The 17039-nt window shown below is 53.0% G+C and carries 12 protein-coding genes and 1 pseudogene; all 13 read right to left on the bottom strand.

Annotated elements, in window-relative coordinates:
* Positions 1-134: 134 nt before the first annotated feature.
* Positions 135-1346, bottom strand: coding sequence for a hypothetical protein (locus IM295_RS04975; protein WP_193066313.1), 1212 nt, complete (start codon positions 1344-1346; stop codon positions 135-137).
* Positions 1346-1612, bottom strand: a complete 267-nt coding sequence (locus tag IM295_RS04970) for a PAAR domain-containing protein (protein WP_193066312.1) — start codon at positions 1610-1612, stop codon at positions 1346-1348. The genes IM295_RS04975 and IM295_RS04970 overlap by 1 nt, the downstream gene beginning before the upstream one ends.
* A gap of 2 nt (positions 1613-1614) precedes the next feature.
* A complete protein-coding gene (locus tag IM295_RS04965; RefSeq protein ID WP_193066311.1) occupies positions 1615-2592 on the bottom strand; it encodes a DUF6708 domain-containing protein in 978 nt (325 codons plus the stop codon).
* Positions 2593-5181, bottom strand: coding sequence for a T6SS effector BTH_I2691 family protein (locus IM295_RS04960; protein ID WP_193066310.1), 2589 nt, complete (start codon positions 5179-5181; stop codon positions 2593-2595).
* 1 nt (position 5182) lies between these two features.
* On the bottom strand, positions 5183-6043 hold the full coding sequence (locus IM295_RS04955; RefSeq protein WP_193066309.1) for a DUF4123 domain-containing protein: 861 nt from the start codon (positions 6041-6043) through the stop codon (positions 5183-5185).
* A 9-nt stretch (positions 6044-6052) separates the two neighbouring features.
* Positions 6053-6709 (bottom strand): DUF2345 domain-containing protein, encoded by a 657-nt coding sequence (locus IM295_RS23280; protein WP_370551798.1) that lies wholly within the window; start codon positions 6707-6709, stop codon positions 6053-6055.
* A pseudogene (gene vgrG, locus IM295_RS04950) lies at positions 6706-8425 on the bottom strand (type VI secretion system tip protein VgrG); the annotation flags it as partial. The pseudogene vgrG and the gene IM295_RS23280, both read right to left, overlap by 4 nt.
* Entirely contained in the window at positions 8422-11076 is a 2655-nt protein-coding gene (tssH, locus tag IM295_RS04945; protein WP_193066307.1) for a type VI secretion system ATPase TssH, read from the bottom strand. The gene tssH and the pseudogene vgrG, both read right to left, overlap by 4 nt.
* 159 nt (positions 11077-11235) lie before the next feature.
* Positions 11236-11727: a type VI secretion system effector Hcp gene (hcp, locus tag IM295_RS04940; RefSeq protein WP_028019678.1), complete on the bottom strand. Its 492-nt coding sequence runs from the start codon at positions 11725-11727 to the stop codon at positions 11236-11238.
* A gap of 5 nt (positions 11728-11732) precedes the next feature.
* On the bottom strand, positions 11733-13439 hold the full coding sequence (locus IM295_RS04935) for an OmpA family protein (RefSeq protein WP_193066306.1): 1707 nt from the start codon (positions 13437-13439) through the stop codon (positions 11733-11735).
* Positions 13436-14125, bottom strand: coding sequence for a type VI secretion system protein TssL, short form (gene tssL / locus IM295_RS04930; protein ID WP_193066305.1), 690 nt, complete (start codon positions 14123-14125; stop codon positions 13436-13438). The genes IM295_RS04935 and tssL overlap by 4 nt, the downstream gene beginning before the upstream one ends.
* Complete coding sequence (gene tssK / locus IM295_RS04925) at positions 14122-15462, bottom strand: type VI secretion system baseplate subunit TssK (protein WP_193066304.1); 1341 nt, start codon at positions 15460-15462, stop codon at positions 14122-14124. Before tssK ends, tssL begins: the two co-directional genes overlap by 4 nt.
* A gap of 17 nt (positions 15463-15479) precedes the next feature.
* Positions 15480-17024 carry a type VI secretion system contractile sheath large subunit gene (tssC, locus tag IM295_RS04920; protein ID WP_047368046.1) on the bottom strand — a complete coding sequence of 515 codons (1545 nt, stop codon included), beginning with the start codon at positions 17022-17024 and terminating at the stop codon, positions 15480-15482.
* Positions 17025-17039 lie beyond the last annotated feature (15 nt).

The following is a 17039-nucleotide window of genomic DNA, read 5'->3' as shown; positions in this document are numbered from 1 at the left end:
TTTTAAATATTGCCAAAAGACGCGTCACTTCAGTGCACTCCGATCAAAAAGCTGATGGCAGTTTTATCAGTCGTGGGAAAACTGGAACCGAAAGTAAACTCATCGGTTCACAGACAATGGATAATGCTGGTGAGTTATTTCGCTACAGGGCAAACAATCATAAACCAGGGATATTTACTTTCGTCCGGAACGTACATAACAAGCTGTGATGATTCAGACTGTCCAGCCTGGTCAGCGGCAACAGCTATCGCAAGCCAGGGTGAAACATTCCTCGTCAGTCCTGTTTTTAAATCAATATCACATGGTTGTCCGGCAACAGGAAATCGAACACCAGAGGTTGAGAGCAAGGCTGTTGCTTTATTGCTGACACCCGTGCCCGTTAACCAGATGTGTTTTATCTCTTCTGGAGCAGACTCTCCCCAGTGTAATGACTGCATAAGCGCGCTACTCATATCCTGCGTAGTCTTCATCTTTTCAGGTCTATGGACCTGAGCCACAACGTTCCGGTTTACCTCGGGTCTTTCAGGTGAACTCATCAAAAGTGCTGCCGCCGCTTCCCCGGTACCATCTATGATTTTTTCCGTAAGATTCAGAGTAATAACAAGCAGCGTCTGCATCACATCTGGTCTATCAAGCCACACATCAATCGTCTGTAATCCTTCCCCGCTGATAAAAGTAATATTGAAAGGGAAACCAATGCTGTTTTGCACTAATTGCTGTATCGCGGCGAGCTCTTCGCGTGAAAAAGATATATCCGGGCTGAACTGAAATAATACAGCAAGGGGAGAATTTTGGGGTATACGTTGAAACGCATTTTGTAGCGCAGTCTCCCTTAGCAAGGAGTTTATCCGTGCTTTTACTCTCACCAGTACAGGCAATCCCATATCGCTAAAACTGGCGTGGTGAATAAGCAACTCGCCAGTCTCGTCCACCTTTGTAGGCAATGTAATACCTTCAGGTATCTGCATCTGTTGAGAAATGGATGCAGACGAAATGACATGCGGCAGATGAACTACGTAACCTAACATACCGAGATTACGCTGACCGCACCGAATATCCTGAGCAAGATCCCACTCCCTGGCCGCATCCCAGCCATCTGCCAACCATTCTCCGGCAAGATAAATCAGCCAGCGAAACGCAAATGCAACCCCACCGATGGTCGAGGGGATTCCAAAAAAACAAAACCAGAACATAGCCGTATTAGTGGGCGAACTGGTAGGCCAGAAATAGGCTGTGATCCCCGCTCCGGCAACAATAAGTACAAACAGGAGTATCACCCAGCGCTTAAAAGAAGGTGCAGATTGTCGTTTTGCACGGGCTGGAATACAGGTAAGATCAACGGGCATTATTTACTCGTAGTCGCATTACTTAAAGAAGTAATCAGTGTGCATCCACAGGTACATTTATATCCGTGAAACGCAACTGGTACGCCATTATCTTTCATAGTTGGATGCCCTTCAGCGATAAAAGAAGGGCTGTGGCCTAATATCGGGCAACTGACAGGATCGCCTTTACGCGCCACACCAATACCGGCAAATTTCATTTTCTTTGAGCCATCCATAACCTGACCGCCCCCGGTAGTTTTATCACCGATACGAATGATACCTTTCATTTTTATTCCCTGTTATTTGCTGATGGTTTCCTGAAAAGATTCCGCCACGGATGCTCAGGATTACCAGAAGCATCGACAAGATAAGGGTCATCTTTATCAAACCGGCACAGTGACTCAATACTCTCCGGCCAGACAGGCACCCTGCTTGTCACCATCGCCAGATAGCGCGGAACGCTGAAAATAAAGGCCAGCACAAAAAGGAGCGGAAACAGAAATAACGGTGCGCCGTTAAAGCCGGATAAAAGATAGAGCAGACCAAAGCGATAGCCTTCGCGTTTTTTTGTGATGGGCAGGCAAAAGTCAACAACCCCAACGACGGACTCAGGCCCTTCCTCCATGTAACGCCTGACAAACTCCCAGTGCCTTTCAAGCTGTTTCCTGTCCGAATGCGTGGCCGGCAGACAGAAGGTGTCAATCACGGTTTCATTATCATCCGCCAGCACATGACCGCTGATGTAGTAGTCTTTGTTCGCATCTTTTCTGTGGCTCAGTCCTGTGGTGAAAAAAACGCTATCCCAGGGAACGCTGTAGGCTGAACCATTTAACCGGAATACGTGCACCAGTCTGTTCTTTCTGTCAAAGCGAATGGGGTAATGTGTCCAGGCAAACCATTCAGTTTTAAGGACTTTGAATGTCATTATTATGGTTGGAATACAAATCAAACTCATCGACAGAAACATTTTTTCACTCGTCGAGAATTTCCAATCAATATAGGGAACACTCTTAATTATCACGGTAATATAGAGCAATGAAAATCCCATAAAAGCAAATGCAGCGATTAAACTAAGAAATCCTTTTGCTGAGTAATATTTGTCAATCAACTCCAGATAGTGAGAATTTAGTGTTATCACTTTCATATCAGGAACTAAAGATTGCCCATCCAGTTCAGTTGTCTGGTGTTGTTTTAGCTGATGCTCTCTCTCTTCATCATTAAGAGATCGGTTTAATTTAAACTTAGGAAAAAGACCGTAATAATCCATTTACCCCTCCACTCCCAGGGCTAACTTAAGCTCATCCATTTCCATTTTCATGGTTGGCCATATAGGCAGTTCGGCAGCCTCTATCATCTTATATTTTTCTTGTTCCACCTTCGGATCATCTATATCAACAGGTATTCTTCGCCATAAGCATTGCACCAGCCATTTTTGAATGTTATCGCGATTCTGAAATGCCAGATAAATTGCTGTACCAATTAAAAACACAACTGCAATAAACGTTCCTACGACAGGTATAGCGGCAACTACTGCCACAGCTAACCAGACACCAGCCGCTGCGGAAAGACCGTAAGCAATAGCCAGGCCTGTATGTCCCTTATTAAATTCGTTAAGGGCATGGTATAAGTCATATCCCACAGCAATCACTCCTGCCACCACGCCTAACGCTTTCCCCAGGTAGCCAAACACCCATCTACGAAAGGTTTCAGAGTTGAAAACTCGTAATCTCGACGCAGCATTTGCAAATAACCGAAATTGTTTAATACCGGTCTCGATAATGCCTAATGTCGTGCTTCCAAGACCTAATACGCCCGCCCAAAATCGGGAATGCGCTTCTTCCTGATCGGCAGTGAGCGTTTTTTTATTGTGAATATCAGCAGAAATAAAAAGTGCTGCAACCTGAAGAATCCCGGAACATACCCCCAATGTAAATGGCATAGCCTGTCCGGCTTTTGTGACTCCACGCTGGACAGCCCCCTGCCAGCGGCTAAATTGCTGAGCTTCAACATCTGCCGAGGTTCGAAGTAATTTACTCAATGCAATAGCACGCTCTTTGGGTGGCAGCGATGCCATCTCGTGTACTTTGTCAATATCAACCATGACCAGAAATTTTTTTGTTTCCTCAACTTCCATTGGCAACCCGTCGATTCTGAGTCGTCTCAACTCCCGTCTAACATAATGTCGTAAGCTGTCTTTATTTGCTCTGCTGTCCAGTCCGCTTTCCTTAGCCAGTTGCATGACCACTTCAGAAACAAACTCTTTATATTTCCCTGTTTTTTCTAAAGGAACCAGTGCTTTATTTGTTATTGCACCCATCGCAACTAAACAGCCGTAGACTTTGTTTGATTCTAATGCCTGTGCGATCTGTTTTGTTAATATACCTGAAAGTAACCCAATGAATATTCCTGCCACACCGGCAGCATTATCACGCATTTTTTCGATACCATCTTTAAAGACATCGGCGATCCCATTCCAGGGAATGGCAAACCAGTCCGAAAATCCTTCAGTAGCTTTAGCTAACTTTTCAGCCAGAACATCCTGATTTAATGTTAAAGCACGAGCCAGAATATTTGTTATATCTGTAGGTGTCCCTGACAACAAATCATTAAAATGACGAATGACCCCCACTTTGTCCTGCATCCCGGCAATGCAGTAATTCAGCGTCTGGACATATTCAATACCGCTTTTCAATTCCTGGGTATCAAAATTATGCTTAAAATATTCGAGCAATACGCTGCCCTTTATCCACTCAAGATACATTTCGGTGCGTGGACTTACGACACTGTCGTTGTACTGCAGTAAAATTTTATTAAATTTCTTCTGAAAGTCAGCTACTTTTGATGGTTCATAGTATTGTTCATACTTCGCCCACTTCCTGGCTGCTTCAGACTTCATTTTTTTGTCGCCGATCGAAGTGTACATATTATCCGGAACATCGCTATTCCCGGCGTAGCCAAAGGGACCATAAAGCGCCACACGCTCTTCGCTCTCACTCTTCTCTATAGAGTCCCGCTCAAACTGGCGATTCATCGATTCTTTCAAACCAGTAATTGCAGAAGCCAGAGCAAGCTCCCGTTGATATTTCGCATTTTTATAGATATTTTTTTGCAGCTCATAGTCTATAAGGGCGGAGAGATCCTGCAACACTGCAGGTGGATCCTGCAGCACTATCATTGCGCCTTTATTTGGGTAAAGCTTGTCCGCCGATTTTTTGATTAAACGGGCTTCAAATGTCGTGGCCGCTTTCCAGGGGGCGCGGGACCATATTCTGGCACTGCAGCTTTCTCCTGATTTACTGTATTCCGCCACTGTTTCTGTCAGCGCTGACATTGCAATAGTCTGGTCAGCCTTGCCGCTATTAATCCAGGCATCCATGTCAAAACGTTGCATATACTGGATGCGATATGACACATCTTCATGCTTTGTGCGAACCGCAGGTGTCCATTCCACTTCGGACCAGCAGAACCAGAACACGCCGTTTTTCATACCTAAGGGCTTTACCGGTAGCGTTATCAGTGATGCACTCGCCAGTTCTTCTGGCTGAGTAACGCATGGCTTAGACTTGCCATTTGCAATATCAGGAGGCACATCTCCATTTTCAGGCAGAGGGTAATAATATCCTTCGCAAGTGACAAAATAATTTATCCAGCGGTTACCTGACTCAGACCAGATGTATAAATAGCCCTCACGCAGCAAGCGTCCCGTCCATGCAGTTTCGCCCTTTGCTACTGCAGGTAGGGTGACGCTACCTGGCAAAAGAGGTAATGCATCATCCTTTGCCACAACCGCCGGGCGAACGGGTAAAATTGGCAACCCATAGCGAATACAGAATTTACAGCCTTTTTGTGTACTCATATTAATTGTTCCATGCATTATTATAGGGCTGCATTTGGGTCATCTCCTGCCAGAGATTTTCATCCCAGTTACTGGTTACATCACGATAATAGTCAGGAGCCTGTTGGGACAGTGCCAGGAATGCAGCCATCTTCGGAGCCATCCAGAAACCTTCTGGCTGCACTAATCCATGCAGCGCAAATGCAATACGATCTTCCTGAGTGGGCAGTCCACATGTCATTGCCTGCACAAGCAATGCATCTATTTTTCGACAACTTTGCTGGCGCTGCGCCATATCGAGATTGGGTGGCAATTTTTCCAGGGCAAGGTTTATCTGCCCACAACGCTGTAATTGCGCCAGCGGAATTTCTGTTTGGTCTCCGGGCTGGCAAGAAACTCGAGCCGGGAAAGCCAGTGTGTGCCACTCTCCCTCCAGCCAGAATGTCCAGTACGGTATTTCCTGGGCGGGTAGATGGTTAAACAATTGCCATGGGCTCAACATCCAGTGCAGATGAAACAACACTCGTGGATCGTAATAACGCAGGATATGTCCCTGTTGGTTTGTATCCTTTAAAAACAGCGCATTCACCAGCAGATTACGTACAATATTTGTTGGGCGTGGGCTGGACAGTAAAAGGACACTCGTCGGCGGTGAAGTTGGATCTGCGCATCGCGAAAGGTCAGCCATCAACGTCTTCCACTCAACAGATGGAAGCTCATGCAACGGTATCAGCCACGGGTAAAGATGGGCTTGTGGTGCCAGCATCGGCGAAACCAGTTCGATAAGCGGCCAGCTTTCCGGCAGTTCTGGCACCCGCATACGGTCAATCACTGCATATTGATGGTCCGCCAGTTGCAAAGGCTGCTCCAGGTAATTAATCATCAGTCGTCCTTAGCTCAACGGTATGGTCGCATCACCCTTGCCTGAAGCTTCTGAAGCCATGGATTCGCAGGCGGTAAATTTCGGATAGGGAACATCCAGTTTCGCTGGTCCCGCATAGTCAAAATCAGCACTTTTTACTTTAAAGCAACCATTGGTGCCGTGTTCAATTTTGGCCGGTTCAATCGTCAGATAAGAACCACCGCACTGCACGGTAATTTTCTTTTTCGCCGTGATAAGGATTTCATCTTCTGTACTGGTAATGGTTAATCCTTTCGCTGCTGTAATTTCAACCCCGTCAGTTTGGGCCTGCATTTCGATTTTCCCTGCCGCCGCAATCAGTTTCATTCCCATCTCATGTGCAAACACCACCACTGCTTTTTTAGCAACTAAGGCAATACGTTCTAGCGCTGATATTTCCGTATTCCCACCTGCAGTTAATATCTGATTCTGGTTAGCACTGAACTGAATATGCTGAGGCGTGGAAAGTGCAATTCCCGCTGGTGCACCCGCCACAATCACAGGCTGTTGCAGGGTATCCACACTTTGCTGTAAGAAACTTTGTTGTGTGTCATTATCCAGTGAATCGATATTTGCAGTTTCCAGGAGACTGGAGAGTGATTCAGCCAAAGACAGGGCGTCGGATAGCTGGCGCTTAACCGCTGCCATATCCAGCACCTGGCCCTGCGCCTTCGTCTGACCGTCCGCCGAAATGAATATCCCTTTCTGCGCACGGATGGCACCCCAGCTGTCCGTCCGGAGCTCAAACCCCTCACCGCGCTGCTGTTTTTCGCTGTCGACCAGGTGACCCAGATTCAGCTGGCTCTTGCCACCGTACTCCGTGCTGACCTTGATATGCTCTTTTCCGCGCTCATCATCGAGGCGGATTTTGTTGTTCGCCGGGGTGCGCAGGACGTTGCGTTTGTAATTCTGGATAGTGACGTGGTCGCCGTGCGCCGAGTCATGCAGCACGCCGGCAATGTACGGCCGGTCCGGATTGCCGTCCTCAAAGCCGACCGCTACCTCGGTGCCCGCCAGCAGCGGCAGGTGCAGGCCGTAAGTGTCCCCGGCATACGGGCGTGACTGGCGCACCCACAGGCTTTCGAATCCCGTCTCCCAGCTGTCACGATCAAACAGCATGTTGACGCGGTAGCGCCCGTCCTTATCGATATGGCCGTATGTGTCATTTTCAGTGGTACTGGTGACGCGGGCCGGCAGCGTACCGGCCATCACCGGACGTTCTCCCGGCTCGGGGCGGAAGCTGAAATCCGGGCTGTCCGGAATACCGTCAAAACGAAGGCTGAAGTCTTCATCCCGCCGCGCGTGGGTCTGCATCGCCGTGATGACCACGCCCTGCGCAAACACCTCCGCCACTTCATACCCGCCGGTGACTTTGAGCAGCATCCCCGGAGAGAGCGCCGGACTGCTGGTGATGGCCCGGGTCCGCGTCTGGCCGTTCAGGTAGCGCTCGTGCCGGATGCGGGCATAAAACGCCCCGGACTCGGGTGCCGGATTACGCTCATACGCGCTACCCGGCGTCAGATAATTGTCGGCATAGTGATACGCTTCTCCGTACGTGGTCGCGTCCCCCCGGGTGACGTCAACCAGCGTATTCATATCCTCTGTAGCCTGACGGTAGTTGTAGTCCCGGGTGCTGACCTGCTTCTGCACCACGTTGTGATGGCTCTCCATCCCCCACACCGAATCCACGCCATGCGAGTGCTGGCCTGACGGCGGCACCGACGGCAGGGTCAGGCCTTTCTCGTACCCCTGCTGGCTGTCGTAAAACTCCACCACGTCGATGTTCAGGCGCGTGTCGGTGGTGAAGCGGAACCAGATACCGACCTCACCCAGCAGGCGGGTGATGAAGTGCAGGTCATTCTCGCCGTACTGCATCACCTGCTCACGGCGCGGATACTCTTTAGTGAGCGAGAACAGAAAATCCTGGCCGCGCATACCGTGACGTTCGCGCAAGATTTTTTCCACGATTTGCGGGACCGACATGTCCTGGTAAATGGCGTTCTGGTGCGAGCGGTCGAGCAGCGCCAGGCGTGGCCGGAGCGTCAGGGCATAACGGGTTTCGTCTTTTGATGTGCTGAGGCGTTCAAAGCCGGTCACCACCCCCTGAAGGGTGCGCACGGCCTGCTGCACTCTGATGCCGTAACCCTGGTCTACCGGGGCCTGCAGCGTCAGGGAAGCCCCTTTCATCAGCATCATCTCTTTGCTGATGGCGTGGTTACCGCTGGTGAATTCAATACGGTAGCGGAACGGTGTGCTCAGGGCTTCATCGCCTTCAAACGCCAGCACGTCGAGCGCGGACTCACAGCCTTTCACCGCCAGCAGGTGGTGGTTATGGCTGAAATTTAACGGAGGATTATTACTCATGCGTCCACTCCCTCCTGAACGTCAAATTCCAGGCCAATGCCCTCTTCTTCGCTCCAGCTCAGGTGTAACGACCGTGGTTTTTGTCTGTCGGCCATACGGGTCAGCAACAGCTGGCTCAGCACCGGCAGAATTTGTTGATTCAGCAGGCTGTCGATATTGCGCGCCCCGGTATCCGGCAGCAGGCAGGCGGCGGTCAGCGCGTCATACAGGCTCTCATTAATCTGCGTGATCAGGCCGTAGTGGCGATACAAGCGCTTGCTAACCTGTAACAGCTTCATTTCCACGATGGTACGCATGGCCGCTTCCGCCAGCGGGCGGTAAATCACGGTCTGGAAGCGGGCCAGCAACGCCGGCTGGAAGTGGTCACGCAGTATCGGGCGCAGCAGTTCGTGCAGATCGCCTTCGGTGGATTCAGGTTGTTCGTCCAGCAGCTGCATCAGGTGGTCGCTGCCGAGGTTGGAGGTCATCAGAATAACGGTGTTGCGGAAGTCGACTTCACGACCTTCACCGTCGCGCATAAAGCCACGGTCGAACACCTGGTAGAACAGGTTCATCACGTCGCGGTGCGCTTTTTCGACTTCATCGAGCAGCACCACGCTGTACGGTCGCTTACGCACGGCTTCGGTGAGAATGCCGCCCTGACCGTAGCCAACGTAGCCCGGAGGGGAGCCCTTCAGCTGGGAAACAGTATGAGGCTCCTGGTACTCGGACAAGTTGATGGTAATCAGTGATTTTTCACCGCCATACATCACGTCCGCCAGAGCCAGGGCGGTTTCGGTTTTCCCCACCCCACTCGGGCCCACCAGCAGAAATACGCCCTGAGGGCCATTCTCAGATGTAAGACCCGTTTTTGCCGCACGCAGGCGCTGCGCGATGGCCGCGAGCGCCACATCCTGCCCGACCACACGTTTGCCAATTTCATCTTCCAGGGTAAGCAGTTCGGTCTGCTCATCTTTCATCAGCGATGACAGCGGAACGCCTGTCCAGTCAGCAATCACATTGGCAACGGTGCGTACATCCACATCTAGCGAGAGCAGCGGGTTGCTGTGCTGCATGCCGTGCAGTTCCTGCTGCAGCGCGTGCGTCTCGCTTTGACGGGAGATGTCCTGGCGGCTTTCCAGCAGTTGTTCGGTGAGTTTCAGTTCCTGCCCGTATTGAGTTTCAAGCTCGTCGAGAGCAACGATAAGATCGTTCTCTTCCTGCTCAATGACGGTCAGGCGTTCACCATGGCTCTGATTGCCTACAGCAATATCTTCCAGCAGTGCCTGCTTCTCCATTTCAAGAGAGGTGATCTGCGAGCGAATGCAGGTCAGCTGCTCCGGCACGGTGTCGAGGCTCATGCGGACGCGCGCTGCGGCGGTGTCGAGCAGGTCAACCGCCTTGTCCGGCAGCTGGCGGCCCGTCAGATAGCGACGAGAAAGCGTAACTGCCGCGCGCACCGCATCGTCGGTAATGTGCACGTTATGGTGCTCGGCGTAGCGGGATTTCAGACCACGGAGCATCAGACAGGCGGTGTCGTCATCCGGCTCGTCCACTTTGACCATCTGGAAGCGGCGCTCCAGTGCGGCATCGCGTTCAAAGTACTGCTTGTACTCACTCCAGGTGGTGGCCGCAATGGTACGCAGTTCACCACGCGCCAGCGCTGGTTTCAGCAGGTTCGCTGCATCGGCGCCGCCTGCCTGGTTGCCTGCGCCGATGATGGTATGCGCTTCATCAATAAACAGCAGGACCGGGGACGGGGATTGCTGCACCGCGTCGATGACGTTTTTCAGCCGCTGTTCGAACTCACCTTTCACGCCCGCGCCGGCCTGTAGCAGGCCCAGGTCGAGGGTACGCAGAGTGACCGTTTTCAGGGATTCAGGCACATTACCCTCGGCAATACGCAATGCCAGACCTTCAACCAGTGCGGTTTTCCCCACGCCCGGCTCGCCGACCAGAATCGGGTTGTTTTTGCGGCGACGAGAAAGGATGTCTACCATCTGCCGTATTTCTGTGTCACGGCCAAATACAGGATCGATCTTCCCTTCCTTCGCTTTGGCGGTGACATCGAGGGTGAATTTATCCAGCGCGTTCTGCAGCGCAGGACTCAGTTCCCCCTCTTCCATTTCCTCACCAGCCGGACGCCCGACAAACTCCACCTCACCACCGTGGCTCTGTGCCAGTTCAGCTTCATGCTGCATTTCCGGACGTTCATCCGATTGCGCATCCAGCAACGGTCTCAGGCGCTCCAGCTGGCTCTGGCCAAGCGTTAACAACGGCCAGAGGCCGTCACATCGAGCCAGTTTTGGTTTTTCCACCAGCGCCATCAGCAGATGGACGCTGCGAATGTGCTCTTCACCATTGAGTGAGGCCAGTAGCCAGGCTTGCTGCATCAGAGTCTGGATGTCTTCTGAGAGCTGGGGCCGATGGCGCACGGAGCGAGGTTGTTTATCCAGCCAGCCGAGCAGATCCTGCCAGATGCCATCCATATCCCACTCGTAGCGGCGTGCCAGCACAGTGAGATCCCCCTCGCCTTGCTCCAGCAGCTTCAGCAGCCAGTGCTCCGGCAGAATTTCGGCATGGGCACGGGTCTGGCAGAGCGATGCCGCCCCTTCCATCGCGCGGGCGCAGTAAGGGTTCAGACGACGTAACAGGATGGCTGGATTTTCCATGAGATTCTCTCTTTGTCGGTTCCTGGACACGCTACCGCCCCTCGCTGTTCACCAAAGCGCATAAGGTCAGGCAGGCAGGTTGTGTTTTCTTTGCTGAGCGCCCGCGTCGCAGGCGCTCAGCAAAAAACTGCGGGCAGGAAAAACCTGCCCGCATCAGGATTACGCGGTGGCGCGTTCGTTCCAGGAATCGGAATGAATGATGTTGCCGTCTTTGTAGGTCCAGGTGATTTTTTCGTAACGCAGCTCGATCTGCTCAAGGTGGTTATGCTTCTCGAAAGAAGGATCCTTGATGTCGTGCATTACCGGGTTCACTTTCACCACCTTGACGTTTTCAAGTTTGGTGTTGAAGTACTCCACTTCCTGGCCCGCATCGTTGATTTTGTACCACTTGAACTCAGCGGATTTCAGGGTCTGACCCGTGGTCACCGCCTTGTACAGGTACGGGCTGGAGGAGTCGATTTCCTTAGTGAACAGGAACGGCGTGTGGATACGGGTCCCGGTCAGCTTGCCGGTGTTGTTATCGGTCGGGATGTACAGGTTGTGCTGCTGTGCCACCACTTCGATGCTGCCTTCACGATCCTGAACGTCCACAGACCCTTTAATGTCCGCGCCGCCGTCGTCCTTCAGCCAAAGATAAACAGGAATTGCCATGTTAATTACTCCGTTTTATTTTCTGAGACGCCATCATCCTGCGATGACGCCGGGTGTTTGCCGGGTATCTGACAGGCATTGGCCTGCGGTACCAGACTGATTTCGACACGACGGTTGAGCGCCCGCCCTTCCGGAGTGTCGTTGGTTGCGGCAGGACGGCTTTCGCCATAGCCCTGTACCGCAAAACAGCTTTCCGGCACGTCGCCGGTGTCACGCATCCAGTTGCGTACCGCTTCGGCACGTTTAAGGGACAGCGTCTGGTTCAGTAGTGGATTGCCGGTGTTATCGGTATGCCCTGACACAACAATCAGCCAGCCCGGTTTTGCTTTGATACCGACCAGGGAATTGACCAGCAGCTTCGTCGAACCGGGTTTAAGGTCGTATCTGCCGGTATCGAACAGCGACATGCTGTCGAGGCGCACAATTTTCGGTACTGGTTTGGGCTGCGGCTGAGGTTTGGGGGGCGGAGGAACATACGAACGGATGGCCTCCAGCACCGGCATCCGGAGTCGCTCCCCCTGATAAAGCCCCAGGCCTAATCGGGCCGGTACGCCGTTACGCGCCTGGTCATCCAGCAATGCCGCATCCTTGTGCAGGACGGCAACGGCGTCGGCTTTCGGACCGTAGTCATCCATAGAAATGCGATCGTAACGGACAATATCGAAGCTCACGCGATGCAATAGCTGGCGATTATTCCAGCCACTACAAAGCAGCGCGGTGATAGCAGCCAGGGTGAAAATGCCAAGGACGCAGCGCCAGGTCCGGGCACGGGGAGTGAGTCCCCCCCCTTCCGGTAGCTGTGGCAGGATGAAATCCGGAAGTGGGGAGATCACCGTACTGTCCGTTCCCACCGGGTGCCAGCCAGACACCTGCTGCATGGCGGTATGACGCGACAACCACGCCGTCCAGGCCGATGACGCAAGGCTTCCGGCAAGAATCGGCCCCATTCCCCACAGCATTGCTGCAGGTGCAATGGCCGGAACATCAGGATTATCATCGATGAATACCGCCTGGACATGCTGATGGAACCAACTCATCAGGCTATTCATCAGCACCTGCTGCTGCATCACAGGCGCACCGCCGGTGGTGACCCATGCGGCAATTGAACAAGGCGCATTCGACTCACGCCAGACAGTCCACCCTTCACCCGGAATAGCGGCCTGCCAGAGCATGTCATCCGTCATCGCACTGCCAATCTGACCATTTAGAATCAATGGCACAGAATGTCCCGTTTCTTTACGCAACTGACTAATTTGCCAGCGCAAAGCCAACAGACGACTTGTCAGGGCTTCGCTGTCGACGTGTTTCTGCGGACAGACACTGACCATCACCGACAGCTGACGCCCCCAGTCCGGGCGCTGCAACAGTACCTGACGGGCAACCTGCTCCAGATCCTGATGATCCTCAACGCGGATCCAGCATCCCTGCGTGACGGTCAGTACCGGTGACTGTTGCGGCCAGGTCAGAGGCATATCACCACAAACCAGCACCACAGGTTGACGGTAAGTGGTTTCAGGAAGGTCATCCAGACGCAGGCTGGCGTCATGCTCCGCACGAGGTCTGGCGATATACCAGAACGCGACGATAACCCCGATCATCGCCAGCAGAACGAGCACTGAAGCCAGCCGGGATAACGGCAAAAAAGCCAGGCATACCACAGCACTCAGCAGGGCGGCCCACAGCGCAAGCCCGCGCTGTTGTACAGGACTCATTTTATGACTCCCGGCAACAGGGTCAGCAGCATCTGATCGAGCCATTGATCCAGTCCCCACCAGAGCGCGGCAAGAACAATCACGCTCAGGCCGATACGAGCGGGCCATGACGCCAGCCAGCCTCCCGTCCCCCGTCCGGTGCGATTCTCTGCCAGAACAGGGTGAGTCTGCGGATAGCTGAACGGCGTAACACGTTCATTGAGGGCGCTGACCAGCTTCTGACGCTCAGGATCGCTTAGCGAGCGGTAACTACCCAGAAAACCGAGCATCATTACCCGCTGAAAGCAGGTCAGTACGGCATTGTCTGGTGCAGGTTCACGCAGCACATCGCGCATCCTGTCACACAAGGTGTCACCGGCGTCCATCGTGCCGAGGAAGTGTCCCTGCAAAGGAATGTCATACCACTGCACACAGGCATCATCCTCTACACCGCGGCCTTTTACCGCTTCATCAAGCAATGCACATTGTGCAGTGAGGATATGCCTACAGCTGGCTTCATCGAGTTCACTCGCTTTTAGTTCACGCTGAACGCGCTCTACATCAGCGATACAGCGTTCCCATAAGACCCGACCTTCACCTTCCTGAAACAGCGGGCCATGGCGAAGGCTGATGACCTGAAGCCAGGTATCCTGCAGCAGTGCGTCAATATCAACAGGCACGGCAATGCCGCGTTTACGCTCACTCATGTTCTCAGTACCGCAAAGAGTTCAAGTTCAGGCTCACCAAGCATGCCCGGGACGTAAAACATGCATGTCCCGCTCTGGAGCATTTCGGCTGCCAAAGGATGCGAGAGGTCGAGACTGAAATACTGATTTTCCAGGCGCAGCGGAATGGCGGCTGGCACATGACGCAGCGGCATCAGCGGTACACCCACGCGGGATGAGTTGACGATCCCACGCACATGGTCAGGACTGCCGACCTTACACTGGCGCGGGAACTGTTCCTGCAACTGCGCCACCGGTATCGGCGACCGTACAGAAAGATAGTAATCCGCTCCTTCGCGCAGACGCGGGTCATGCAGGCGAGCCTGCCAGAAGTGCAGTCGTGGGTCATAGTCGAGCGTCAGAGCCACCACGCGGGACGGCAGACTGGCTTCAAGCAGATCGCCAAGTAAATCAAACAACGGCGGAAATACCGCGTTGAGTTGCTCATGATGCCAGACCGGAATGGCGTTCACCTGGTGCTCCAGAGAAAATGTCAGCAAGCTCCCCGCCAGGCGAGAAAGCTCCGGATACAGACGTTCCGGCGGGTTTTGCAGATTACGCTGGAACTGACCCAGTACGGGCTCAGCGCTATTCAGCGCGTTGAGCAGCCAGAACAGAGAGACATCAGCCACGGCAAAGTCAGCCATACGCTCATTGCTTTCGCGCCGCATTGCCATCAAACGACAGAGACGAGCCCGCAGCTGGGTCATCAACTGTTCCAGTTGCGTCACCAGCCAGCGGCTGCCTTGAATGGTCAACAGCGGAGGAAGAAACGTCTCATCTAATTGCCATGCACCCTGCGAATCTTGCTCCAGCCGGGCGACCGGACAAGTCAGATAATCGCTGTTGTTCTGATGCGCAAAACGCAGGGTCAGTTCCGGCTGCATTACCGCAATCTGACGGGTGTCTTCTCCATACGCATTGCGCACATCCCGCCAGCGCTGGCGATAACGCACCGGGCGCTCGGCCACTTCATCGGGTTTAAGGCAGTTACCGCCATTCGCCCGCAGTAGCGGAAGCGCCAGCATCACCGTCACCTCCTGCGATTCACTTTCAAGCGACAACACAGGCGGCAGAGAATCTGCATTGTCTGTATCAATCAGCGTTCCGTCCTGAAAACGGACATGCAGATGACGGGCCTGGAGACGTCCAAGCTTGAGAGATTCCGGTTCGAAAGTGGCGTCAATGACCCCCCAGGGGGAGATGAGTCCCAGCCGGGCAATACATTCGGCAGACCAGGCCGCATACGCGACCTGTTGCTGAAAATGCTGGGGAGAAACCATAATGCCCCTACCCCATAACGGTTGTTCCGTTTTCATCGGCTTCCTGCCTGTTTTTACGCTTTCGCTTTCGGCATCTGTGAAACAAGCGACAAATTGACGTCCATCCCTTCCACCTGGAAGTGCGGGATAGCGTACAATTTCACGCGGAAGAAGCCCGGGTTGTCCTCAATGTCTTCCACCACTACCTTCGCGTCACGCAGTGGGTGAGATGCCTGCAGCTCGTCGCCCGGGTCGGTCATTTCGGTCACCAGACTGCGGACCCAGGTGTTCAGCTCCAGCTCAAGCAGTCGGCGATCCTTAGTGGTTCCGATGTTTTCGCGCTGAATCAGCTTCAGGTAGTGGGCGATACGCGACAGCAGGAAGATGTACGGAAGACGCGCATTGATGCGGCTGTTCGCCGTTGCATCTGCGGTGTCATACAGCGCCGGTTTCTGCGTGGAGTTAGCCGAGAAGAAGCAGGCGTAGTCGCGGTTTTTGTAGTAGGACAAAGGAATGAAGCCCAGATTCGCGAATTCGAATTCACGGGTTTCAGGAATCATCACTTCGCTCGGGATTTTTACCTGATTGCCAGTACCGAGATCGTACAGATGGATAGGCAGGTCCTGAACCGCACCACCAGCCTGTGGCCCACGGATCTGTACACACCAGCCATTATTGATAAAGCTGCGCACCATGTTGGACGCAAAAGCAAACGATGCGTTGGTCCACAGGTATTTGTCGTGATCCGGACCTTTGACTTCTTCGACATAATTGAAGCTGCGAACCGGAACGGTATCCGGACCATACGGCAAACGACCCAGTACGCGGGGCATCACCAGACCGATGTAGCGCGCGTCGTCCGTATCGCGGAACGATTTCCACTTGATGTACTCGGCGCGGTCAAAATAGTTACCAATATCTTTAATCGCCGCAACGTCTTCCATTGACTCCTTGAGGAAGAATTTCGGGCCTGCCGAGCCGATAAACGGCATATGTGCCGCAGCAGAGACTTTAGAGATATTGCGCAGCAGAGCGACATCCTGCGCTGAAGCGTCGAACTCGTAAGCGGAAATCAGCGCCGCAATCGGCTCGCCGCCCGGGGTATCATATTCGTCGATGTAGGTGTGTTTATACAGACCACTCTGGATCACCTCCGGACAGTCTTCAAAGTCCTGGCGCAGGTCTTCTTTAGACATACTCAGAAGCTCAATTTTCACATTCTGGCGAAAATCGGTTTTATCCACCAGCGACTTCACACCGCGCCACAGGCTCTCAACCGCCTGAAATTCATCATGGTGCATTACAGCGTCCAGCTGGCGGCTGATCTGAAAATCAAGCTCAGCGATATGGTGATCAATCAGGCTTTTATCCAGTTTTTCGACTTTCGAGCCTGCTTTGGTCAGACACTCCAGAAAGACCTGCATACCTGCAGTCAGACGTTCATCGGCGGTGGCATCCGACATCGCCTGCGCATCTTGCCAGATATCCAGCGCGCTCAGCTCAGAGACCGGGCTCAGATTGATTTTCTCAAACAGGGAAGCGTAAACCCCACCCGCTGCTGGGCGCTCCAGCACCACGCTTTCACCGCCAGTAATATTATTTTGTACAGACATGAGCATTCCTTGATTAATCCG

The organism is Enterobacter cloacae complex sp. P14RS (assembly GCF_014895895.1).
In the GTDB taxonomy this organism is placed as follows: Bacteria; Pseudomonadota; Gammaproteobacteria; order Enterobacterales; family Enterobacteriaceae; genus Enterobacter; species Enterobacter bugandensis.
The sequence above is the reverse complement of the archived record's forward strand: the minus strand, read 5'-3'. Positions and strand labels throughout refer to the sequence as shown.